At 70.5% G+C, this 22,764-nt stretch carries 17 protein-coding genes; 10 read left to right on the top strand and 7 right to left on the bottom strand.

Annotated features, from left to right (window positions below):
- Positions 1-31: 31 nt before the first annotated feature.
- Both G472_RS34130 and G472_RS0118370 read right to left on the bottom strand, forming a co-directional pair.
- The gene (locus G472_RS34130) at positions 32-2,674 is read right to left on the bottom strand and encodes a sensor domain-containing protein (RefSeq protein ID WP_051340993.1); all 2,643 of its coding nucleotides are present in this window, start codon (positions 2,672-2,674) and stop codon (positions 32-34) included.
- A 147-nt stretch (positions 2,675-2,821) separates the two neighbouring features.
- The gene (locus tag G472_RS0118370) at positions 2,822-4,000 is read right to left on the bottom strand and encodes an aminotransferase class V-fold PLP-dependent enzyme (RefSeq protein ID WP_051340992.1); all 1,179 of its coding nucleotides are present in this window, start codon (positions 3,998-4,000) and stop codon (positions 2,822-2,824) included.
- A 74-nt stretch (positions 4,001-4,074) separates the two neighbouring features.
- Between G472_RS0118370 and G472_RS0118365 the strand changes: the two genes are divergently transcribed.
- Positions 4,075-4,515 (top strand): YccF domain-containing protein, encoded by a 441-nt coding sequence (locus tag G472_RS0118365; RefSeq protein ID WP_029009541.1) that lies wholly within the window; start codon positions 4,075-4,077, stop codon positions 4,513-4,515.
- Positions 4,516-4,529: 14 nt separating this feature from the next.
- On the opposite strand, the gene G472_RS38915 is transcribed toward G472_RS0118365, so the two are convergent.
- A complete protein-coding gene (locus tag G472_RS38915; RefSeq protein WP_029009540.1) occupies positions 4,530-4,967 on the bottom strand; it encodes a CBS domain-containing protein in 438 nt (145 codons plus the stop codon).
- A gap of 504 nt (positions 4,968-5,471) precedes the next feature.
- Here G472_RS38915 and G472_RS0118355 point away from each other — a divergent pair.
- On the top strand, positions 5,472-5,825 hold the full coding sequence (locus tag G472_RS0118355; RefSeq protein ID WP_029009539.1) for a hypothetical protein: 354 nt from the start codon (positions 5,472-5,474) through the stop codon (positions 5,823-5,825).
- Between the two features lie 42 nt (positions 5,826-5,867).
- On the opposite strand, the gene G472_RS0118350 is transcribed toward G472_RS0118355, so the two are convergent.
- The 4 genes from G472_RS0118350 to G472_RS0118335 form a co-directional block, all read right to left on the bottom strand.
- Entirely contained in the window at positions 5,868-7,061 is a 1,194-nt protein-coding gene (locus G472_RS0118350) for an acetate/propionate family kinase (protein ID WP_245593523.1), read from the bottom strand.
- An 11-nt stretch (positions 7,062-7,072) separates the two neighbouring features.
- On the bottom strand, positions 7,073-8,485 hold the full coding sequence (locus G472_RS34125; protein WP_084536764.1) for a bifunctional enoyl-CoA hydratase/phosphate acetyltransferase: 1,413 nt from the start codon (positions 8,483-8,485) through the stop codon (positions 7,073-7,075).
- A gap of 494 nt (positions 8,486-8,979) precedes the next feature.
- Positions 8,980-11,187: a sensor histidine kinase gene (locus G472_RS34120; protein WP_051340990.1), complete on the bottom strand. Its 2,208-nt coding sequence runs from the start codon at positions 11,185-11,187 to the stop codon at positions 8,980-8,982.
- A 259-nt stretch (positions 11,188-11,446) separates the two neighbouring features.
- Positions 11,447-12,796, bottom strand: coding sequence for an ATP-binding response regulator (locus tag G472_RS0118335; protein ID WP_029009537.1), 1,350 nt, complete (start codon positions 12,794-12,796; stop codon positions 11,447-11,449).
- Between the two features lie 153 nt (positions 12,797-12,949).
- Here G472_RS0118335 and G472_RS0118330 point away from each other — a divergent pair, with 153 nt between their 5' ends.
- From G472_RS0118330 to G472_RS0118295, 8 genes are all read left to right on the top strand, one after another.
- Positions 12,950-13,426: an MmcB family DNA repair protein gene (locus G472_RS0118330; RefSeq protein ID WP_156927171.1), complete on the top strand. Its 477-nt coding sequence runs from the start codon at positions 12,950-12,952 to the stop codon at positions 13,424-13,426.
- An 88-nt stretch (positions 13,427-13,514) separates the two neighbouring features.
- The gene (gene gltX / locus G472_RS0118325; RefSeq protein WP_029009535.1) at positions 13,515-14,858 is read left to right on the top strand and encodes a glutamate--tRNA ligase; all 1,344 of its coding nucleotides are present in this window, start codon (positions 13,515-13,517) and stop codon (positions 14,856-14,858) included.
- Positions 14,859-14,885: 27 nt separating this feature from the next.
- Positions 14,886-16,259 (top strand): cysteine--tRNA ligase, encoded by a 1,374-nt coding sequence (cysS, locus tag G472_RS0118320; protein WP_029009534.1) that lies wholly within the window; start codon positions 14,886-14,888, stop codon positions 16,257-16,259.
- Between the two features lie 127 nt (positions 16,260-16,386).
- Positions 16,387-16,851: a VUT family protein gene (locus tag G472_RS0118315; RefSeq protein ID WP_029009533.1), complete on the top strand. Its 465-nt coding sequence runs from the start codon at positions 16,387-16,389 to the stop codon at positions 16,849-16,851.
- A gap of 110 nt (positions 16,852-16,961) precedes the next feature.
- A complete protein-coding gene (elbB, locus tag G472_RS0118310) occupies positions 16,962-17,627 on the top strand; it encodes an isoprenoid biosynthesis glyoxalase ElbB (protein WP_029009532.1) in 666 nt (221 codons plus the stop codon).
- A gap of 257 nt (positions 17,628-17,884) precedes the next feature.
- Positions 17,885-19,696, top strand: coding sequence for a nif-specific transcriptional activator NifA (nifA, locus tag G472_RS0118305; RefSeq protein ID WP_029009531.1), 1,812 nt, complete (start codon positions 17,885-17,887; stop codon positions 19,694-19,696).
- A gap of 68 nt (positions 19,697-19,764) precedes the next feature.
- Complete coding sequence (locus G472_RS0118300) at positions 19,765-20,664, top strand: adenylate/guanylate cyclase domain-containing protein (RefSeq protein WP_035692982.1); 900 nt, start codon at positions 19,765-19,767, stop codon at positions 20,662-20,664.
- An 86-nt stretch (positions 20,665-20,750) separates the two neighbouring features.
- On the top strand, positions 20,751-22,397 hold the full coding sequence (locus G472_RS0118295) for an ABC-F family ATP-binding cassette domain-containing protein (RefSeq protein WP_029009529.1): 1,647 nt from the start codon (positions 20,751-20,753) through the stop codon (positions 22,395-22,397).
- Positions 22,398-22,764: the final 367 nt, after the last annotated feature.

The raw sequence follows: 22,764 nt of genomic DNA, 5'->3' as shown, positions 1-22,764 counted from the left end.
CCGGTACCCGCGACGGAAAGCCGCGCCCCGTCTATCCGACCGCATCCGGCAACTGGCCATTGTGCTTCAGCAACTCCCGGAAGCGCCCCGCCGGGACCGCGCGGCTGAACAGGAAGCCCTGGTACTCGTCGCAACCGTGGCCGCGCAGGAAGTCGAGCTGCTCGGGTTGCTCGACCCCTTCGGCGACCACCTTCTTGCCCAGCGCATGGCCGATGGAAATGACCGCCGCCGCGATGGCCTCGCCGTCGGAGTGGCTGGAGATGTCGCGCACGAAGGTCTGGTCGACCTTCAGGATGTCCAGCGGGAAGTGGCGCAGATGGCTGAGCGAGGAGTAGCCGGTGCCGAAATCGTCGATGGCCAGGCGCAGCCCGATGTCCTTCAGCGCCCGCATGGTGCCGATGGCGGCCTCGGGGTTCTGCATCACCATGCTTTCCGTCAGTTCCAGCTCCAGCACCAGCGACGACAGGTGGGCATCCTGCAGCAGCTCCTCGATGTGGCGGAACAGGTCGGTCTGGCGGAACTGGCGGGCCGACAGGTTGACCGACAGGCGGGCACCGGTCCAACCCTCGGCGATCCAGCGCTTGGAATCGTGGCACGCCGTTTCCAGCACCCAGCGGCCGATGGAGAGGATCAGACCGCTTTCCTCGGCGACGGGGATGAAGCGGGCGGGCGACACGGCGCCCAGACGCGGGTTCGTCCAGCGCAGCAGGGCCTCGGCCCCCATGATGGCGCCGGTGCGCACGTCCACCTGGGGCTGGTAATGCACCTCCAGTTCGTTGCGGGCGATGGCGCCGTGCAGCTCGCGCTCGATCGCCATGCGCTCCGACACCTGCTCGTTGATCTCGCGCGTGAAGAACTGGAAGCCGCCGCGGCCCAGTTCCTTGGCCCGGTACATGGCGGCGTCCGCGTGCTTCAGCAGCGTGTCCACGTCGGAGCCGTCGCGCGGCGACAGGGCCGCGCCGATGGAGCAGGTGACGTACAGCTCCGCCTCGTCGATGCGGAACGGCTTGTTCAGCGTCTCCATGATGCGGCGCATCACCTGGGTGACGTCGCTCTCGTCGTGGGGGTTGTAGACGATGATGACGAACTCGTCGCCACCCAGGCGCGCCACCGTGTCGACGTCGCGCAGGCAGTTGACCAGCCGCTTGGCAACCGCCTGGACCAGCCGGTCGCCCACGCCGTGCCCCAGCGTGTCGTTGATGGTCTTGAAGTTGTCGAGGTCGACGAACAGGGTGGCCACCTTGCCGTGGTAGCGCTGGGCGTAGGTCAGCGCGTGCTCCAGCCGGTCCTTCATCAGGCTGCGGTTGGCCAGCCCGGTGAGCGCATCGTGGTTGGCCTGATGCTCCAGTTCCTCCTCGTAGCGGCGCCGCTCGGTGATGTCGGTCATGACGCTGACGGTGTGCGTTGCAACACCCGCGCCGTCGCGCACGGGTGCGACGAACAGCTCGTTCCAGAACAGCGTGCCGTCCTTGCGGTAGTTGCGCAGCACCCCGCTGCCGGGACGGTGCTGGCGCAGGGCCGACTTGATGGACTGGAGATCGATCTGGTCGCGGTCGCCCGCCAGCAGGAAGCGGGCGTTGCACCCGACCACCTCCTCCGCCCGGTAGCCGGTCATCCGCTCGAACGCGGGGTTGGCGTAGACGACAGGATTGTCCGGCGCCCGCATGTCCGAGATGATGATGCCGTTGGTGGCCGATTCCACGGCGCGCTGGTAGAGGTGCAGCGCCTCGGCGGACAGGCGCGCCTCGGTGACGTCGTGCATGGTCTCGATGGCGCCGACCACCCGCCCCGCAGCGTCATGGATCGGTGCCGCGGTGAACGACAGCCAGCGGCCGCCGCCGGGACACTTCGGGAAGAAGTCCTCCGCGTCGTAGGCGCCGTCGATGTAGAGCGAGCGGCGGCACTTGCCGGGGTAATGGGCGGCGATCGCCTCCTCCGGCACGCCATCCAGCACCAGATCGGCCATCACCGGCCGCTCGCGGTCGTAGAAGGCTTGCCAGTGCAGGCGCGTGCCCACCACGGCGTCGGCGGGCACGCCGATGACCGCCTCGCAGGCCCGGTTCCACACGGTGACCCGGTGTTCGGTGTCGAGGACGAAGGTGGGAAAGGGGCTGTTGCGCACCACCTCCGCCAGGCGGCGGTCGGCGTCGCGCTCGCGCTCCGCTGCCTCGGCGCGCTTGCGTTCGGAGATGTCCTGCAACGTCTCGATGGCGCCGATGATGCGGCCGTCGGCATCGTGCAGCGGCGCCGCGGTGAAGGACATCCAGCGCCCGCCCCCCGGGAAATGCGGGAAGTAGGATTCCGCCTCGTAAGCGCCTTCGATGAGGGAGGAGCGGGCCCAGCGGCCGGGATAGAGGCGGGTCAACACCTCCTCGCCGATGCCGTCGACGATGAGGTCGGCCAGGATCGGCCGCGGCTCGGTGTAGAAGGCCCGCCATTGGTCGCGGGTGCCGATCATGCGGTCGGCGGCAACGCCGATCATCACCTCGCACGCACGGTTCCAATGGGTGACGCGGTGGTCGGCGTCGATCACGAAGGTGGCGACCGGCAGCCCCTGGAGAATTGACAGCATCCATTGCCGGGGCTCGGCCCCGCCGTCGGGCGGCAGTCCGATGCCGCCATCCCCGCCTTTCACACGAACCGACCCATTGCCGGCGTCGACGACCCCGTGCATGTCCTGGCTTCCCCCGGAATGGCCATCATTGTTGTATTGGGGTGATGGCTCTCGCGCAGTGGATGCTAGGCGGAATGTGTCAATTCCGCAACGAAAATGGTTTGATTTCCCCTCGAATGGTACATTTCGCCGCGCCCGTCCTGCCGCTCAGCGGGCGATGCGCCCCACCGCCGCCGCCAGGCGCCGCACGTCGTCGGGCGTGGTGTAAGCCTGCGCCGCCGGACGCACCCACAGCCGGCCCTCCAGCGCCAGCACCGGCACCTCGACGCGGAACTCCTGCCACAGGCGGCGGCGCAGCGCGTCGGCCGAGGCCCGGTCGGCCGCCAGGCCGTCGTCGGGCAAGGGCACGAGCCGCATGGCCCCGGTCATCGTCTCGGGCACCACCGGCGCCCGCACGCCCCACGCTTCCTCCAGCATGCGGACGGCCGCCGCCGCGCGGCGCCGGTTCTCCGCCATCAGGCGCGGTCCGCCCAGCCGCGTGTGGGCCGCGATTCCCGCCGGCGCCGCCAGCCAGGGGGTCGGGTCGCGGGTCCCCACCCAATCGAAGGCGGCGGTGAAACCCTGTCCCCATCCCCACGAGACGACCGGCGGCACCAGCCCCTCCTGACGCTGCGCCGCCGCCCACAGCACCCCGCAGGATCGCGGCGCGAAGGCCCATTTGTGCAGGTTGGCGGCGTACCAGTCGGCGCCGATGGCGGGGATCGCCAGGGGCACCTGTCCCGGCGCGTGGGCGCCGTCCACCAGCACCGCCACGCCGCGCGCCGACAGGCGGCCGGCCAGCTCGGCCACCGGCAGGACCAGCGCCGTTTCCGACACCACATGGTCGATCACGGCGAGCCGCGTGCGCGGTGTCACCGCGGCCTCCACCGCGCGCACCACCGCGCCGGCGTCGTCGGGCGCAAAGGGCAGCACCGCCTCCGCAACACGCGCCCCCGCGGCGGCGGCGGCGAAGCGGGCGGTGTTGCGCACGGCGCCGTAGGTGGTGGTGGTCACCAGGATCTCGTCGCCGGGGCGCAGGGGAAACGAGCGCAGCACCGCGTTGACCGCGGCGGTGGCGTTGTCGACGAACACCAGGTCGTGCCCGTCGGCGCCCAGCCATGCCGCGACTGCATCGGCGGCGGCGCGCAGCAGAGCCGGATAGTCGTGGGTGAAGAAGGGGCCGGGGGCCGCCTCGATGCGGTCGGCCAGAGCGGCGCGGGCGTCGAGAACCTCACCCGGCGTCGCCCCGAAGCCACCGTGGTTCAGATAGGCGGCGCCGGAGTCCAGGCGCCACAGCGCGCGCGCCGACGCCTCGCGTCCGGTGAAGCCGGTTGCGGTCTCGCTCATGCTTTTCCCCCCGCCGCGGGTCTGGTCCGGCACACGCCGGCACCCCACATGTGGGCAAAAGAGGAGACCGATCCATGCCCTTGCTGAGCCTCGTGCTGAACATTCTCTGGGTGGTGACCGGCGGGATCTGGATGGCGCTGGGCTGGCTGATCGCCGGCGTGGTGATGATCATCACCATCATCGGCATCCCCTGGGCCCGCTCCGCCTTCACCATCGCCTGGTACACCCTGCTGCCCTTCGGGCAGGAGGCGGTCCGCCGCGACGCCTACGGCGGGCGCGAGGACATGGGCACCGGGGCGCTGGGGGCGCTGGGCAACATCGTCTGGTTCGTCTTCGCCGGCTGGTGGCTGGCGCTGGGTCACCTGATCACGGCGGTCGGCCTGGCCCTGACCCTCATCGGCATCCCCTTCGCCTGGGCGCACCTGAAGCTGGCCGGGCTGGCGCTGTGGCCCATCGGCATGGAGATCGTTCCGGCCGACGAGGCGTCGGCGCGGCGGCGCGCCTTCGGGCGCTGACGCCGCGCCGCCCGTCACAACACCTCGGTCAGGCTTTCCACCAGTTCCCGCTCGCGGTCGAGCTGGGCCAGTTCCTCGCCCATGAAATCGCGCATGGACAGGATGCCCACCACCTTGCCGCCGTGCACCACGGGCAAATGGCGCAAGCCGTTGAGGAACATGCGGCGCAGCGCGTCGCGCATCGAAGTGTCCACGTCCACGGTGATCGGGCACGGCGTCATCACCACCGACAGGGCCGTGCCATCCGGGTCCAGCCCGCCCGCCACCACCCGCTCGGTCAGGTCGCGTTCCGTGAAGATCCCTTCCAGGTGCCCGTCCTCGCCGTCGGTAACGACCACCGAGGCGACGTGCGCCGCCTTCATCCGCGTGGCGGCCAGACGCACGGAGCTGTCGGGCGGCAGGCTGACCACGTGACGGCTGGAGAGCAGATCCCCGACGTGGCGATGCATCATGGCGGTTCTCCCCATTTTTTCCGGCGGGCGGGTCCGCACCTGACGCGGCCCGGCTCCGCTGCGGTATCCGATGACCGCCGAAGTCCCCGAAACGCCCCGCAAGTCTTCGCCATTCTGCGTCGCACACAAACTCCGACGCATGTGCAAAAACATCCGCGGGCGAGAACTTTGTCTATCTTTGGATCGACGGGCGGCGCGATGAAAAAAGACTATCTTCTTTTGCAGAGTCGGGCGACCGCGGCCGCGGGCATGGGTGACATGAGGATGCAGCATGCGACAAAACCGCCCGTCGCCCGCCTTTCGGGGAATCTGTGGCACGGAATCTGTGCGACATTCTGATCGGAGTGCCGATGCGTTAACGGTTGATCAACCTGCGGTCACGGACACTGTGTGCGGGCGATCTCGGTTAACGCGCGGTTTCCACCGGGGAGTCCCGGTTGGATCATCTCCACGGCGCCGGCTTCGGCCGGCCCCCGGTATTCGTCGGATAAGGATCCGTTGACGATGTCGTTTCTTTCGATGTTCCGCGGACGAGGCAAGACCACCGCGACCGACGCGGCCGCCCCGAAGGCCGGTCCGGTCGCCCTGCCCCACGTCATCATCGACCGGCACGATTACCAGACCGAGGAGTTCGCCCCCGGTTCCTTCCGCATCCGGCCCTATGAGGGCGACCTGATCGCCCGCCAGCGCTTCGATTTCCGCATCGCCTTCGACCTGGACAACGAACCCGTCGAATTCCATTGCAGCGGCATCGTGGTGCGCCTGGACGCGGAGAGCGGTCTGGTCGCCCGCTACCAGCCCCCGCAGCCCTTCTTCGAACGCAAACTGCTGGAATACCTGCGCCGGCAGCGGGGGTGAAGGCCCGGCCCCTCCCCCGCCTCCGGACCGGCCGCAGCCGGCTTACGCTCCCATCACGCGCAGCGTGTGCAGGGCGATCATGCGCTCCTCGTCGGTGGGGATCACCCACACGGGGATGCGGCTGCCGGGACCGCTGATCATCGTGGCGTTGGCGGCGTTGGCGGCCTCGTCGATGGCCACGCCCAGCCAGGCCAGCTTCTCGCCCACCCGCGCCCGCACGGGTGCCGAACGCTCACCGATGCCGGCGGTGAAGACGAGGGCGTCGATGCCGCCCATGGAGGAGGCCAGCGCCCCCGCCTCCTTGGCCACGCGGAAGCAGAACAGTTCCACCGCCTCGGCCGCATGCGGATCCTCGGACTCCAGCAGCACGCGCATGTCGTTGGAGATGCCCGACACCCCCAGCAGGCCCGAACGGTAGTACAGCAGCTTCTCCAGCGCGTCGGCGTCCATGCCGTTGGCGCGCATCAGGTAGATCAGCACCCCGGGATCCAGGGCGCCGGTCCGCGTCCCCATGGGCAGGCCGTCGACGGCGGTGAAGCCCATGGTGCTGTCGACGCTGCGGCCGCCGTGGATGGCGCACATGCTGGCGCCGCTGCCGAGATGGCAGACGACCACCCGGCCATCGGCCAGCACCGGCGCCACCTGCGGCAGGCGGCGCGCGATGTACTCGTAGGACAGGCCGTGGAATCCGTAGCGGCGGATGCCCGCCTCCGTCATCTCCCGCGGCAGGGCGAAGGTCTGCGCCTGCCAGGGCTGGCCACGGTGGAAGGCGGTGTCGAAGCACGCGACCTGGGGCAGTTCCGGGTGCGCCGCGGCCAGCGCCCGGATGGCGGCCAGGTTGTGGGGCTGGTGAAGGGGGGCCAGCGGCACCAGCCGCTCCAGCTCCGCCAGCACGCCGTCGTCGATGCGCACGGGAGAGGAGTGGGTGGCCCCGCCGTGCACCACCCGGTGACCGGCGGCGATCAGGCGCGCACCGTCCAGGTGGTCCTCGATCCAGTCCAGAAGGAAGCCCAGGAGGGCGGCGCGATCCGCCGCCTCCCCCTCGCCCCAGGTGCGGTCGGCCATCACCCGCCGGGCGGTGTCCTTCGCCTCGAAGCGCGGCGCCGTGCCGATCCCGGAAATCTGGCCGTTGATGACCGCATCCGGCTCCGCCCCCACCCCCCGGAAGACCGAGAACTTCAGGCTGGACGAGCCGGCGTTGATCACCAGAACGGCGCTGTCGGTGGACATCTGCATGACTGCACCCCTTATTCCGCGGCGGCCGCAGCGGCGGCGGTGGCGGCGCCCCGGCGGCGGGCGGCGGCCATCAGGGTGGCCAGCGCACAGCTCGCCAGGCGGGTGCGCACGGTGTCGGCGCGGCTGGTCAGGATGATCGGCACCCGCGCCCCCAGCACGATGCCGGCCGCGTCGGCGTTGGCCAGGAAGGAGAGCTGCTTGGCCAGCATGTTGCCGGCCTCCAGGTCGGGAACCAGCAGGATGTCGGCCTCGCCGGGCACCGGCGAGACGATGCCCTTGGTGCGCGCGGCTTCGGCGGAGATGGCGTTGTCGAAGGCCAGCGGGCCGTCCAGGATGCCGCCGGTGATCTGGCCGCGGTCGGCCATCTTGCACAGCGCGGCCGCCTCCAGCGTCGAGGCGATCTTGGGATTGACCGTCTCCACCGCCGACAGGATGGCAACCTTCGGCACGTCCACGCCCAGCACCTTGGCCAGATCGATGGCGTTCTGCACGATGTGGACCTTGTCCTCCAGCGTCGGATAGATGTTGATCGCCGCATCGGTGATCAGCAGCGGCCGGGGATAGGTGGTGACGTTCATCACGAAGACGTGGCTGAGGCGCCGGCCGGTGCGCAGGCCGGTCTCCTTGCGCACCACCTCGCCCATCAGCTCGTCGGTGTGGAGCGAGCCCTTCATCACCGCCTCGACCTCGCCGCTGCGGGCCAGCGCCACGCCGGCCTCGGCGGCGGCATGGCTGTGGGGCACATCGATGATGCGGTAGGACGCCAGGTTCAGGCCGAAGGCATCGGCCAGCGAGCGGATCTTGGCCTCCGGCCCGACCAGAACGGGCTGGATCAGGTTTGCCTCGGCCGCCTCGACCGCACCCTTGAGCGAGCTTTCGTCGCAGGGGTGGACCACCGCGGTGGGCACCGGCGGCAGCGAGTCACACTTCTTCAGAAGCAGTTCGTGCTTGTCGTGGCGCAGGAACTGCACCTGCGGCAACTCGTGGGCGGCGCGCCGGACCTTCTTGGTGGGGGCGATCACCTCGGCGGTGCCGGTGACGACCTCCTTGCCGTCCTGGTTCACGCACACGCAATCGAACACGACGACGTTGCGTTCGGCGGTCTTGTCGCGGGCGGTGACGGTGGCGGTGATGATGTCGCCCACCCCCACCGGCCGGCGGAACCGCAGGTCCTGGCCCAGATAAATGGTGCCCGGCCCCGGCAGCAGCGTGCCCAGCACCGCCGAGATCAGTGCGCCGGACCACATGCCGTGGCCGATCACCTTGTGGAACAGGCTGTCGGCGGCGTACTCCTCGTCGAGGTGGGCCGGGTTGATGTCGCCGGAGACAGTGGCGAACAACTCGATGTCCGACATGGTCAGGCGCCGGGACAGGCTGGCGGAGCGGCCGATCTCGATTTCGTCGAAGGTCAGGTTCTCAATCATGGCTGCGGCCCCTGGCTTGCCGGCCTCGAAGGCGATGTCCATTGCGTCCGTGCTCCTAAGGGATGTCGGCTCGGGTCGTCCTGGCCGAATCCTCCCATCGCCGCTGCCGCCCCGCGGGCGCTTCCCGGCGCTGCTTGTCGTTGTTGGCCCCCGCCCGCCGCACGGCGTCCGCCGCGCGGGGAAGGGAGCGGTGCGGCCATCGGCGGCCGCGGTCCCGGTTCATACCGCGGCATGATGAAACCGGTGTGACAGGCGCCGCCGCACCGGCCCGCTGCCGGTCCGTTCGCCCGCGATCGTTCGGTGCGTGCGGCAAATCGCTTTGCACTCAACCGGTTGCCTCCGGCCTCGGGAGCCTTTGTCTACAGAATTGAGCGTCGACACGTCAAGTCGGAGCCGACACTCCACCCTATGGACGCCTAAGTACTTAAGGGAGATGAACGGTCGACAATTTGATCCAGATCAACGCCGCTGCGGTGCAGCGATCCTGGAGACACTTAGCCGGCGGGTGCCGGATGGGGCGAATCGGAACCATTGACGTCCGGCGACCCGCCGCCTCGCCGCGCTGCGGCAAAATGCGGCAGTGCGGCAGGGCGCGCGACGGTACCGGCACCGCCGCCCGGATCGTCGCCCCCGGCCGTGCGGGCCAGCGGCACCGAGATCCCGAAGACCGTCCCGCGCCCGACCACCGAGCGGACCGTCACGGGGTGTTCGAGCATCCGGGCGGTGCGGCGGACGATGGACAGGCCCAGCCCCAGGCCGCGGCTGTCGTCGTCGCGGTCGGCATGGCCGCGATAGAAATCCTCGAAGACGCTTTCCAACTGGTCCTGCGGAATGCCCGGCCCGGTGTCCCACACCTCCACCACCAGGCGGTCGCCGCGGTGCCGGCAGCCCATCAGGATGCGGCCGCGGCGGGTGTAGCGCAGGGCATTGACCAGCAGGTTGCGCAGGATGCGCTCCAGCAGCACGGGATCGCTGTGCACCATCGCGCGGGATGGCACCATCCGGAACTCCAACCCCTTCTCCGCGGCCTGACCGGCGGTTTCGATGGCCAGGCGGTCGGCAATGGTGCGGAACGGGAAGTCGCCGGTGCGCGGCGTCACGCTGCCGACCTCCAGCGCCGAGGTGTCCAGCAGCGCCGTCAGCAGCGCGTTGCCCGCGGCCAGCGCCTCGCCCAGCTTGCCGGCAATCTCGATCTGGCGGGGATCGGTGAGGGACGCCGACAGCACGTGGTGGAACAGGCTCATGGCCTGGAAGGGCTGGCGCAGGTCGTGGCTGGCCGCCGCCAGGAACCGGCTCTTGGCGCGGTTCGCCCGCTCCGCCTCCGCGTGGGCCTCGGCCAGGGCGGTCTTGATGCGCGTGCTCTCGGTGATGTCGATCGAGGCGCAGATGACGCCGGCGATCGCGCCGTCGTCGTCGCGCAGCGGTTCCACCACCAGGTCCAGAACGGTGAGTCGGCCGCCGGTGGTGAACGCCATCTCCTCGCGCACACCGGTGCCGCTCTCCATGACCCTGCGCTTCAGGGCGTCCAGCCGCTCCGCCTCCGCCGGCCCGAACAGGTCGGCGTGGCGGCGGCCGATGAACCGCTCCGCCGGAATGGGAAGCTGCGGGTTGTAGACCCAGGCATAGCGCAGGTCGCGGTCCTGGCTGAACACCGACACATGGGAATGGCGCAGGGCCAGCCGGAACCGCTCCTCGCTCTCGCGCAGCATGCGGGCCATGGCGGAGCGGGCGACCGCTTCCGCCTGCAGCAGCCTGTGGGCGCGCCCCTCGCGGTGCAGGTAGGCCGCCAGCAGTCCGGTCAGCACCAGGCCCACCGCCAGCGTTCCCCACGCGGTGGGATCACCGGGAAACAGGACGCCGCCGTTCGGGGGAACCACCACCTGCCAGGGGATGTCTCCGGCCGACAGGGACTGCACGGCCGCGCCTTCGGAAATCCCCTCGCGGCCGGCTGAGCCGGTGGCGGCGAGCACCCTCCCCTCACCTGCCGGCGACCCATCCACCAGAAGTGCCGGCGGTGACGGCGACGGGACCGCGGCGAAGGCGCGCGCTGCCAGCCGGTCGATGGCGATCTCCGCCATCAGGAAACCGGTCACGGCGTCGCAGCGGGCATCGGCTTCCGGGCGGAGCGCGGGTGCGGAATAGACGGGCATGAACAGCCGCAGCAGCCCGGCCGACGGCGCGTCGCCGGTGATGCGGTCGTCGGCGCAGGCCCGCGCCAGCGCCGCGCCATGTCCGGGGATGGCGACGAGATCCAGGCCGGCGAGGACCGTGGCGGAATCGGCGGGTTGGACATGAAGCAGCACGAAGCGATCGCCGCCGGGCGAGGCCGCGGCACCGGACTCCGGTGCAACGGTGAACCGGGCGACGCCCCGCGCCCGCGCCTCCCGCTCCAGTTCCTCCTCCTCGCCCGGCACGAGCCGGGTGGCCCAGCCGACCGCGGTCAGGCTATCATGAAGCGGCAGCAGCGGGTCGGCGGCGGCAGCGAAGGATTCCACCGTCACCGCGACGGATCCGGCGAACAGCCCGCGCAGCGCGGTCAGGACGAACACCGTGTCCTGGAGCCGCTCTTCGACCGCCAGGCGGTACTGGGTCGCCGCGCGCTCCATCCGGTCGCGGGCAGCCTCGCGGGCCTGCACCTGCAGCAGGACGAACATCCCGATCGACAGCGCAACCCCGACCACCACCAGCAGCGGAATTGCCATCGCTCCGGTGCGTCGCCGTCGTCCTCCCAGCAGCATGGAGCCATACCGTGTGTCGGATCGTTCGTAATCTATCGTTTCCCAAAGCCTATCATGTTTTCGCCGTCCGTATGAAGGACAAAGCGGCAATTATCTCCCTGAGGATAGCAATATGACCGGACTTCGCAGCGCTCGAACGTGGACGAAGTTTCATTGTTGTAATGAGACGGAATCCGCGCATTGGAATATTTCGCGGTTCATACAATAAAACACGATTCATATTTCAGTGTGACAGCCGGTCGCGACCGAGAAGCCGGGCGACCGCGGTGCGCAGGGCCAGCGGCGCCACCGGCTTGTGCAGGACCGGATAGCCCGACAGCCGCGCCTCGCGCAGGCGGATCGGATCGGTGTCGCCGGTAAGGACCAGGCCGGGCACGGCGGTCCCCAGCGCTTTGGCGATCTGCCGGATGGCGACGATGCCGTTGGCCGCTCCCTTCAGGCGCAGGTCGGCGATCACCAGGTCGGGCACCTCCGGGTCGGGTCCCAGGCGGGTCATCGCCGCATCATAGGAGTCCGCGCCGATCACCGCACATCCCCATTGCCCCAGCAGCACACCCAGCGCATCGAGGACCATGCGGTCGTCCTCGATCACCAGGACGCGGGCGCGGCTCACATCCATCTCGCGCGGCGTCTCCTCGGGCGCCGGGGCCGCGGGCATGCCCTCCTCGTCGTCGGACACCCGGGGCACCACGACGCCGAACAGCATGCCGCGCCCCGTCCGCGACTCCACCACCGGGCGCAGGCCGAGGCGCCGCGCCAGCCGCCCTGCCAGCGTCAGCCCGAGGCCGAGCACCCGACCCGGCGTCTCGCCGGCATGCGTCCGCGCCAGTTCTTCACGCAGGGTGCGGACCTCCTCGGGCGGCAGGCCCCGCCCGCTGTCCCACACCCCCACCAGCAGACCGTCGCCGCCGTGCCGGCGGCAGCCGAGCAGGACCCGGCCACGGCCGGTGTGGCGGAGCGCGTTGCCGAGCAGGGCCTGGAGGATTCTCTCAAGCAGGACGGCATCGGTCTCGACCATCGCGGAACAGGGCATGACCGTGAAGCGCAGCCGGCGCCCCTCGAAGCGGGGGGCGAACTCCAGCGCCAGGCGGGTGAGGATGCCGTTGACGGCACTGCGGCCGATGTCCGGCTCGATCAGGCCGGCCTCCAGCCGGGCCAGGTCGAAATGGCCGTCCACCATGGTCTTCATGGACTGCACGGCGGTGCCCATGGCCTTCAGCACGTCGCGCGCCGCGGGGTCGCCGACGCGGCCGTCCAGCGCCCCCACCAGCAGCGACAGGGCCGCCAGCGGCTGGCGCAGGTCGTGGCTGGCGGCGGCGAAGAGGCGGCTGCCGCGCTCCGCCGTCAGCCCGCCGCCCTCGCCCACCACACGCACCAGCCCGCCGTCGCACAGCCGGCGGTCGCTGAGGGCGCGTCCCGCCAGCCGCGCATCCAGCGCCTCCACCGCGAGGCCCGTCCGCAGCACGCCCGCCAGCGCCGGCAGGGCCGCGGCCGCGTCGTTCCAGGCAGCCAGCCGGCCACCCCCGTCGAACACCAGCACCGCCGTCCCGGCACCTCCACCTTCCGACTGCACGACTCCCCGCCCCCGTCGGTCCGCTGCCCCCTTCCAAGCAACCCTAAGGATTTGCGCCGATCCTTCAACCCTGGCCTTTGTCGGATGCGGGGCGTCCGGTCCGGGGCGTTTCCCGCTGGCGCGCCGGGGCCCGGCCGGTCCATGCTGCGCCCCATGTCCGACCCGCTTACCGAGGCGCCCGGCGGTGAGCCCGCGGGCGCCGTCGCCATCACAAGGGGCGTGCGCCGGGCGCTCGCCCAGCGCGGCTTCGCCACCCTGACCGAGTTCCGCCTGGCCAGCGGGCGGCGCGCCGACGTGCTGGCGGTGGATGGCGACGGCACGGTCCTGATCGTCGAGGTGAAAAGCTCGGTCGCCGACTTCCGGGCCGACCGCAAGTGGACGGAGTACCGGGACTGGTGCGACGCCTTCTACTTCGCGGTGGACGAGGCGTTCCCGGCCGACCTGATCCCGGACGACTGCGGGCTGTACGTCGCCGACGCCTTCGGCGCGGCGCTGCTGCGCGATGCCCCCGCGTCGAAGCTGGCCGCCGCCCGCCGCAAGGCGGTGGTGCTGCGCGCCGCCCTCGCCGCCGCCGGCCGCCTGCACCGCCTGGAGGACCCCGGCTTCGCGCCGGACCAGATGGGGGGATGAGGCAACGGACGGGTTCGCGGGCCCGCCGGTTCCGTGCTATGGCTGCCGCCTCCCGCCGTTCCCGCCACACCAGCCCGCCGGTTCCGTCATGTCCGTCGCCGTCCGTTTCGCCCCCAGCCCCACCGGCCTGCTGCACGTGGGGAACCTGCGCCTGGCGCTGGTCAACTGGCTGTTCGCCCGCAAGCACGGCGGCACCGTCCTGCTGCGCCTGGACGACACCGATGCGGAGCGCTCGCGGCCCGAATACGCCGTGGCCATCGAGGAGGACCTGCGCTGGCTGGGCCTGATCCCCGACCGCTTCGCCCGCGAAAGCGACCGCTACGCCCGCTATGACGCGGTGTCGGCGGCCCTGAAGGCGGTCGGGCGCCTGTACCCCTGCTACGAGACGCCGGAGGAGCTGGCGCTGAAGCGCACGCGCCTCGCCGCCGGCGGCAAGCCGCCGATCTACGACCGCGCCGCGCTGAAGCTGACCGACGCCGACCGCGCCCGGCTGGAGGCGGCGGGGCGCCGGCCGCACTGGCGCTTCCTGCTGGAACCGGGGCCGGTGGCCTGGGACGACCTGGTGCGCGGCCCCGTCCGCTTCGAGGGCGCCGCCCTGTCCGACCCGGTGCTGATCCGCGAGGACGGGCGGCCGCTCTACACCCTGACCTCGGTGGTGGATGACGCCGACCTCGCCATCACCCACGTCATCCGCGGCGAGGACCACGTGGCCAACACGGCGGTGCAGATCCAACTGTGGCAGGCGCTGGACGCCGCGGTGCCCGTCTTCGCCCACCTGCCGCTGCTGACCGATGCCGCCGGCCAGGGCCTGTCGAAGCGCCTGGGCAGCCTGTCGGTGCGGAGCCTGCGGGAGGAGGAGGGGGTGGAGCCCATGGCACTGCTCTCTCTGCTCGCCCGTCTCGGCACATCGGACCCCATCGAGCCGCGGCCCGACCTCGCCACCCTGGCGGCGGAGTTCGACATGGCCCGCATCGCCCGCGGCACGCCGAAGTTCGATCCGGACGAGCTGATGCGCCTCAACGCCCGCGTCCTGCACGAGGCGCCGTTCGACGCGGTGCGGGAGCGTCTGGCCGGGGCGGGTCTGGCCGGCGCCGACGCCGCGTTCTGGGAGGCGGTGCGGCCCAACCTGACCCGGCTGGCGGACGCGGCGGAGTGGTGGGCGGTGACCCACGCCCCGGTCGTCCCGTCCATCGACGACCCCGTCTTCACGGCCGCCGCCGCCGCCCTGCTGCCGCCGGAGCCGTGGGACACCGCCACCTGGGGCGCCTGGACGGGCGCGGTGAAGCAGGCGACGGGCCGCAAGGGCAAGGACCTGTTCCTCCCCCTGCGCCGGGCGCTGACCGGCCGCGACCATGGACCGGAACTGAAGAACCTGCTACCCCTCATCGGCCGTGACCGGGCCGCCAGGCGCCTGGCCGGTGACACCGCCTGACGCGCCCGCCGAGATGGAGCCGGAGCAATGCCGCTGGACCTGTACAACACGCTGACCCGCCGGAAGGAGCGCTTCGAGCCGCTCGTCGCCGACACGGTGGGCATGTACGTGTGTGGTCCGACGGTGTACGACACGGCCCACATCGGCAACGCCCGCCCCGTGGTGGTGTTCGACGTGCTGTACCGCCTGCTGAAGCGGCTGTACGCCAACGTGACGTACGTGCGCAACATCACCGACGTGGACGACAAGATCATCGACCGTTCGCGGGAGTCGGGGGAGCCGATCGAGGCCCTGACCGAGCGCACGGCCCGTCAGTACCACGCGGACATGGGCGCCCTGAACGCGCTGCGCCCCGACGTGGAGCCGCGCGCCACCCACCACATCGGCGAGATGATCGCCATGATCGCCCGCCTGATCGACCTGGGCCACGCCTACGCCGCCGACGGGCACGTGCTGTTCTCGGTGCCGTCCATGCCGGAGTACGGGCAGCTCTCCCGCCGTTCGCCCGACGAGCTGATCGCCGGCGCGCGCGTCGAGGTGGCGCCCTACAAGCGCGACCCGCAGGACTTCGTGCTGTGGAAGCCGAGTGCCGACGATGTGCCCGGCTGGGACAGCCCGTGGGGCCGCGGCCGGCCGGGCTGGCACATCGAGTGCTCCGCCATGTCGGAGAAGCACCTGGGCGCCACCTTCGACATCCACGGCGGCGGGCTGGACCTGATCTTCCCCCACCACGAGAACGAGATCGCCCAGAGCCGCTGCGCCCACGCCGGCGCGCCGCTGGCGCGAACGTGGGTGCACAACGGCTTCGTCACCGTCGAGGGCGAGAAGATGTCGAAATCGCTCGGCAACTTCTTCACCGTCCAGGAGCTGCTGGACGAACACCCCGGCGAGGCGATCCGCCTGACCCTGCTGTCGGCCCACTACCGCCAGCCGCTGGACTTCACCCGCGACGGGCTGCGCCAGGCGCGGGCGGCGCTCGACCGCTGGTACCAGTCCCTGCGCGGCGACCCCGTGCCGGCCGAGGCGGAACTGCCCTTCGAGGTGCTGGCCGCACTGGAGGACGACCTCAACACCCCGCTCGCCATCGCCCACCTGCACGAGCTGGCGTCGGCCGTGAACAAGGCCGACACGCTGGGCGCCCGGGCCGCCGCCAAGGGGGCGCTGCTGGCCGCCGGAAAGGCGCTGGGCCTGTTGGAACAGGACCCCGAGGCGTGGTTCCGCCGCGCGCCCAAGGGGGCGGCGGGGCCGAGCGACGCCGAGATCGAGCGGATGATCGTCGAGCGGCGCGACGCCCGCAAGGCGAAGGACTTCGCCACCGCCGACCGCATCCGCAACGATCTCGCCGAACTGGGAATCATCCTGGAGGACGGCCCGCAGGGCACCACCTGGAAGCGTTCGTAACCCGTTTTCCCCCTCCCCTTCCGGGGGGCGGGGAGCTGCCGAGGGGCCCTCGCGTTCATGCGGGTCCGCCCCGCCCTTCATCACTGTGGCGCCCGCGTTCAGGCGGGTGGCAACGAGGATTTGTGCCATGCTCTGGCTTGCCGCCTACATGGGCAGCGTGATCGCGATCAACATCGCCTTCAGCGCCGCCCCCCACCTCGACATCCTCTGGTCCTGCTGGGCCGGTCTGATCTTCATCCTGCGCGACATGGTGCAGGTGCGCTACGGCCATTGGTCGCTTGCCGCCATGCTCGCGGCCTGCGCCGTGTCCTACGGGCTGGCCGATCCCTTCGTGGCGATGGCCAGCGTCACCGCCTTCGCGGTGTCGGAGATGATCGACTGGGCCGTCTTCACCATCACCCGCCGGCCGCTGCGCGACCGGCTGTGGATCAGCTCCGCCATCTCGGTGCCGGTGGACACCGCCATCTTCTTCGGCATGATCGGCATCTGGGCGCCGGAGGTGTGGACGGTGGCGCTGGCGTCGAAGCTGGCGGGCATCACCGCGGTGTGGCTGCTGATGCGCACCCGCGCGGCGCGCACGGCGGCGGCGTGAGCGGGGTTGCATCGTCCACCTTCGGCCCGTGACCGCGGGCGGCGCCCGGGTTACCCTGGCGCCCGCCCGCGCGGCACAACCAAACGGCACCCATGAAGGAGGATGGACCCATGGCCGACAAGAAGCTCCGGTTCGGCGTCGTGCTCGCCGGCTGCGGCGTCTTCGACGGGGCGGAGATCCACGAGGCGGTGTGCACCCTGCTGGCCATCGACCGCATCGGCGGCGAGGCGAAGTGCTACGCCCCCGACGTCGACCAGGCGCACGTGGTCAACCACCTCACCGGCGAGGTGACGGCGGAGCGCCGCAACGTGCTGATCGAGGCGGCCCGCATCGCCCGGGGGAAGATCACGCCGCTCGCCGCCTTCAACGCCGAAGACGTGGACGTGCTGATTTTCCCCGGCGGCTTCGGCGCCGCCAAGAACCTCTGCGACTTCGCCTTCAAGGGCGCCGACTGCGCCGTCAACCCCGACGTGGAGTCGGCCGTGCGCGCCATGAAGGCGGCCGGCAAGCCGATCGGCGCCCTGTGCATCGCCCCGGCGATCCTGGCGCGGCTGATGGGCGGCGAGGGGGTGGAACTGACCATCGGCTCGGACGCGGAGACGGCGGCGGCCCTTCAGGCGATGGGGGCGCGCCACACCGCGACCACCCATTGCGAGGTGGTGGTCGACCGCGCCAGCAAGATCGTCACCGCCCCCTGCTACATGCTGGATGCCAGCGTCTCGCAGATCGCCGACGGCGCCGCCAACGCGGTGAAGGCGCTGGCGGAACTGGCCTGACCGCCGATCGGGCGGCGCGGGACGTTGCTGCACCGCAGCATCGTCCCGCGAAAGCACTTGCGTTTGCCTGCAATGTCCCCGAAACTTTGCCGCACCCGCTCAGGGAAATGCGGGACGACGGCGGTGGATTTCGGGTGCGGGGCATTGGCCGCCGCGCCCGGTGACACGACAGCCGGCCGGTAGAGGGTGGAGACAGCTCGGATTGCACAACACCGCCGCAGGGACGCGGCGGATGGGTGGAGGAAGAGGTGTCGGGAATGCCGTCCACAACGCGCAGCGCCGCGTCGTCGAACCTGGAACTGATGGCCATCTACGAGGTCAGCAAGGTGCTGGGCTCGTCGCTCGACCTGCAGCAGACGCTGCGCGAGGTGCTGCGCGTCCTGGCCTACCAGCTCCAGATGCACCGCGGCCGCGTGTGGCTGCTGGGCGACGACCAGGTCCTGAGGCTCGTCGCGGTGAACGGCGCCCCGGTGGATGAGGCGCGACAGGTGGAGCTGCGCGAGGGTGAAGGCATCATCGGCCGCATCCTGAAGACCGGCATGCCCGCCGTGGTGCCCAACCTGGCGGAGGAGCCGCTGTTCCTCAATCGCACCGGTGGGCGCGACGACCTGGACGAGGTGGTGGCATCCCTGGTGGGCGTTCCCATCAAGGTGGCCGGCAGCGCGGTCGGCGTGCTGACCATCGACCGCATCAGCGACGACGGGCCGACCACCCATTTCGGCAGCGACGTGCGATTCCTGACCATGGTCGCCAACCTGATCGGCCAGACCGTGCGCCTGCACCGCACGGTGGCGGAGGAGCGGCGCTATATGATGCGCGAGACCTTCCGCCTGCAGAAGGAACTGCGCGCGCCGGAGCCCATTGCCGACATCGTCTGTTCCAGCCCCAACATGGTGGACGTGCTGGCCCAGGTGCACCGCGTGGCGCCGTTCAAGTCGAGCGTGCTGATCCGCGGCGAGAGCGGCACCGGCAAGGAGCTGATCGCCCGGGCCATCCACAACCTGTCGCCGCGCAAGGACGCCCCGTTCATCCGCGTCAACTGCGCCGCCCTGCCCGAATCCCTGCTGGAGTCGGAACTGTTCGGCCACGAGAAGGGGGCCTTCACCGGCGCCCAGAAGGACCACAAGGGCCGGTTCGAGCTGGCGTCGGGCGGCACCCTGTTCCTGGACGAGATCGGCGACATCTCGTCCAACTTCCAGGCCAAGCTGCTGCGCGTCCTGCAGGAGCAGGAGTTCGAGCGCATCGGCGGCACCAAGACCATCAAGACCGACGTCCGCCTGATCTGCGCCACCAACCTGAACCTGGAAGAGGCCGTGGGGCTGGGCAAGTTCCGCGCCGACCTCTATTTCCGCATCAACGTCGTCAGCATCTTCCTGCCCCCCCTGCGCGAGCGGCGCAGCGACATCGCCCCCCTGGCCCGCCACTTCGTGGCCAAGTTCGCCAAGGACAACGGCCTGACCCTGGCGCTGGAGACCGAGGCGCAGGAGGTGCTGAGCCGCTGTCCATGGCCGGGCAACGTGCGCGAGCTGGAGAACTGCATCGAGCGCGCGGCCACCCAGTGCCGCGACGGCACCATCCGCGCCGTCGACCTGTCGTGCAGCCAGAACCTCTGCAACTCCTCGATCCTGTTGCAGTACCGCACGGCCGGCAAGGCGGTGGGCGGCCTGGCCCCGGCGGTGCACGGCCCCGGAGCGATCGTGCCGGGTGCGGCCTCCCATGTGGCGCCGCCCACGGGCTGCAACACCTGCGGTGCGGCGCCGGGCCAGCCGTGCCAGGCCCCCGCCCCCGCGGGCAATGCCGCGGCCGATGCCGCCCCCGCGGGTCCGGCCGGTCCGGCCGCCGCCGGTCCCGCCGCACCGCCCGCCTCCGCCCTGCCGCCCGACCCGGACGGTGACGGCCCGGTGGACTTGCCGGACGAGCCGGATTCTGGGTCCCTGCGCGAGCGGCTGATCTGGGCGATGGACCGCACGGGCTGGGTGCAGGCCAAGGCCGCCCGTCTGCTGGGCATGACCACGCGCCAGGTCAGTTACGCCCTGCGCAAGTACAACATCGAGATCAAGCGCTTCTGAGCGGGCTCCCACCCGGCGGGGGCGGTGTGCTATCACCGTGGGAACCCAAGGGTGGCCCGGTCGGGACCATGGAAAAGCCCCTCGCGATCCTGTTCGTGGACATCGCCGATTCCACCCCGCTTTATGAGCGGATCGGGAACGTGCGGGCGGCGGCGCTGACGCGCAAGATGCTGCTGCTGCTCCGCCTGGCCATCGAGGCCAACGAGGGCACCGTGGTCAAGCTGCTGGGCGACGGGCTGCTGGGCGCCTTCTCCACCGCCGACGACGCCGCCTGTGCGGCGGCCACCATGATGCGCTTCCAGGACGTGCTGGGCCTGACCCTGCGCATCGGGCTGCACCACGGCCCGGTGGTGCAGCGCCAGGAGGACCTGTACGGCGACGCCTGCAACGTCGCGGCCCGGGTCGAGGCGATGGCGCGGCCGGGCGAGGTGCTGGCGACCGAGGATTTCGTCGATCGCCTGACGCCGGATCAGCGGAGGCACGCCCGGCTGCTGAACAACGTGGCGGTCAAGGGCCGCTCGATGCCGCTGCGCATCCACCGCTTCCACCCGGACGGGCCCGAGGACCCGGAGGATGCCCTGGACAGCACGACCATCGGTTTCACCATGAACGACCTGGCGGCTCTGACCGCCCCCGACATGGTGCTGCACATCGATTACCGGGGCACCCGGCTGACCGTCGGCCGCGACCGGCCGCGCCTGGGCATCGGCCGCGGCGAGGGTGCGGGCCTGCGCATCCCGTCGCGCCGCACGTCGCGCCAGCACGCCACCATCGACTTCAGCCGCGAGAGCTTCATCCTGACGGACCAGTCGACCAACGGCACCTTCGTGCGCGCCGGCGACTCCCGGCCCGTGGCGCTGAAGCGCGACAGCACCAAGCTGGTGGGGAGCGGCCTCATCGGCTTCGGCGCGGAGCCGGCGGACGCCGGCGAGGACCACGTCGCGGCCTTCCGCTGCGACCAGCGGTGACGCGCGCCGGCCCGGCCATCGGGATACCGCCGCGTCGCCATCCTGTGGCATAAGGTGCCCGCCAAGCCACGGGAACCCGGTCGCACATGATACGCCTTGAGAACATCAGCAAGCAGAACAGCCACCGCATCCTCTTCGTCGAGGCGTCGGCGGCGCTGAACCGTGGGGAGAAGATCGGCCTTGTCGGTCCCAACGGCGCCGGCAAGACGACGCTGTTCCGGATGATCACCGGGGAGGAAGCGCCCGACGACGGCCGCGTGACGGTCGAGAAGCAGGTGACGATCGGCTATTTCAACCAGGATGTCGGCGAGATGGCCGGCCGCAGCGCGGTGGCCGAGGTGATGGACGGGGCCGGACCGGTCAGCGCCGTGGCGGCGGAGCTGGCGGGGCTTGAAGCGGCCATGGCCGATCCCGACCGCGCCGACGAGATGGACGCGATCATCGAGCGCTACGGCGAGGTGCAGGCCCGCTTCGAGGAGCTGGGCGGCTACGAGCTGGAGGGCCGGGCGCGCGAGGTGCTGGCCGGGCTCAGCTTCAGCCAGGAGATGATGGACGCCGACGTCGGGGCCCTGTCGGGCGGCTGGAAGATGCGCGTGGCGCTGGCCCGCATCCTGCTGATGCGGCCCGACGTCATGCTCCTCGACGAGCCGAGCAACCACCTGGACCTGGAAAGCCTGATCTGGCTGGAGGCGTTCCTCAAGGGCTATGACGGCGCCCTTCTGATGACGTCGCACGACCGCGAGTTCCTCAACCGGATCGTGTCGAAGATCATCGAGATCGACGACGGCTCGCTGACCAGCTATTCCGGCGATTACGCCTTCTATGAGCGCCAGCGGGCCCTGCATGCGAAGCAGCAGCAGGCGCAGTTCGACCGGCAGCAGGCCATGCTGGCGAAGGAGCTTAAGTTCATCGAGCGTTTCAAGGCCCGCGCCTCGCACGCCAGCCAGGTGCAGAGCCGGGTGAAGAAGCTGGACAAGATCGAGCGTTTCGAGCCGCCCCGGCGCCGCCAGACCGTTGTGTTCGACTTCCCCCCGGCCCCGCGGTCGGGCGAGGACGTGGCGGTGCTGAAGGGGGTGCACAAGGGCTATGGCAGCCGGATCATTTACGAAGGGCTGGACCTGACGATCCGCCGCAAGGAGCGCTGGTGCGTCCTGGGCGTCAACGGTGCCGGCAAGTCGACGCTGCTGAAACTGGTGGCCGGCAGCACCGAACCGGATTCCGGCACGGTCACCGTCGGCGGCAGCGTGAAGATGGGCTATTTCTCCCAGCACGCCATGGAACTGCTCGACGGCGACCGCTCCGTGTTCGAGTCCCTGGAGGCGTCCTTCCCTCTGGCCGACCAGGGGGCGCTGCGGGCGCTGGCCGGCTGTTTCGGCTTTTCCGGCGACGACGTGGAGAAGCGATGCCGTGTCCTGTCCGGCGGTGAGAAGGCGCGGCTGGTGATGGCGATCATGCTGTTCAACCCGCCCAACTTCCTGGTTCTGGACGAGCCGACCAACCACCTGGACCTCGACACCAAGGAGATGCTGATCACCGCCCTGTCCGCCTATGAGGGCACCATGCTGTTCGTGTCGCACGACCGCCATTTCCTGGCGACCCTGTCGAACCGCGTGCTGGAACTGACCCCCGACGGCATCCACCAATACGGCGGCGGCTATACGGAGTATGTGGCCCGCACCGGCCAGGAAGCCCCCGGCCTGCACCCGACCTCCTTCCAACCCGCCGGCCGGTGAGGAAGAGCGGCGGCACGCGGGTGCCGCCGCGACGGGTGGACGATGCGGGGGGTGGGGAGAGCGACGGGGATCGGGTGGCTATGCCACTCGGCGACGTTCCTCCGGCTGCGTGCGCCGGCAGTCGAATAGATTCGGTATTCGGTAGCAAATACACCACGCCCAGATAGCCGCTAACCAATTGATTTAGCTGCACTATATCCCATTTCCTTCCAGAGAGGAAGCCATGGGCGACACCTACATCATCTCCGGCCTGACCACCAAGCGCGCCGAAGTCTCGGGCATCATCGCGGACCTTGAGAAGCGCATCGCCCAGCACCGGGCCGACTTGGTGCACATCGACGCCGTGCTTCGGCTCTACGCCCCCGAG

The sequence above is a fragment of the Azospirillum halopraeferens DSM 3675 genome, assembly GCF_000429625.1.
In the GTDB taxonomy this organism is placed as follows: Bacteria; Pseudomonadota; Alphaproteobacteria; order Azospirillales; family Azospirillaceae; genus Azospirillum; species Azospirillum halopraeferens.
This window is presented reverse-complemented; position numbering and strand designations above follow the sequence as displayed.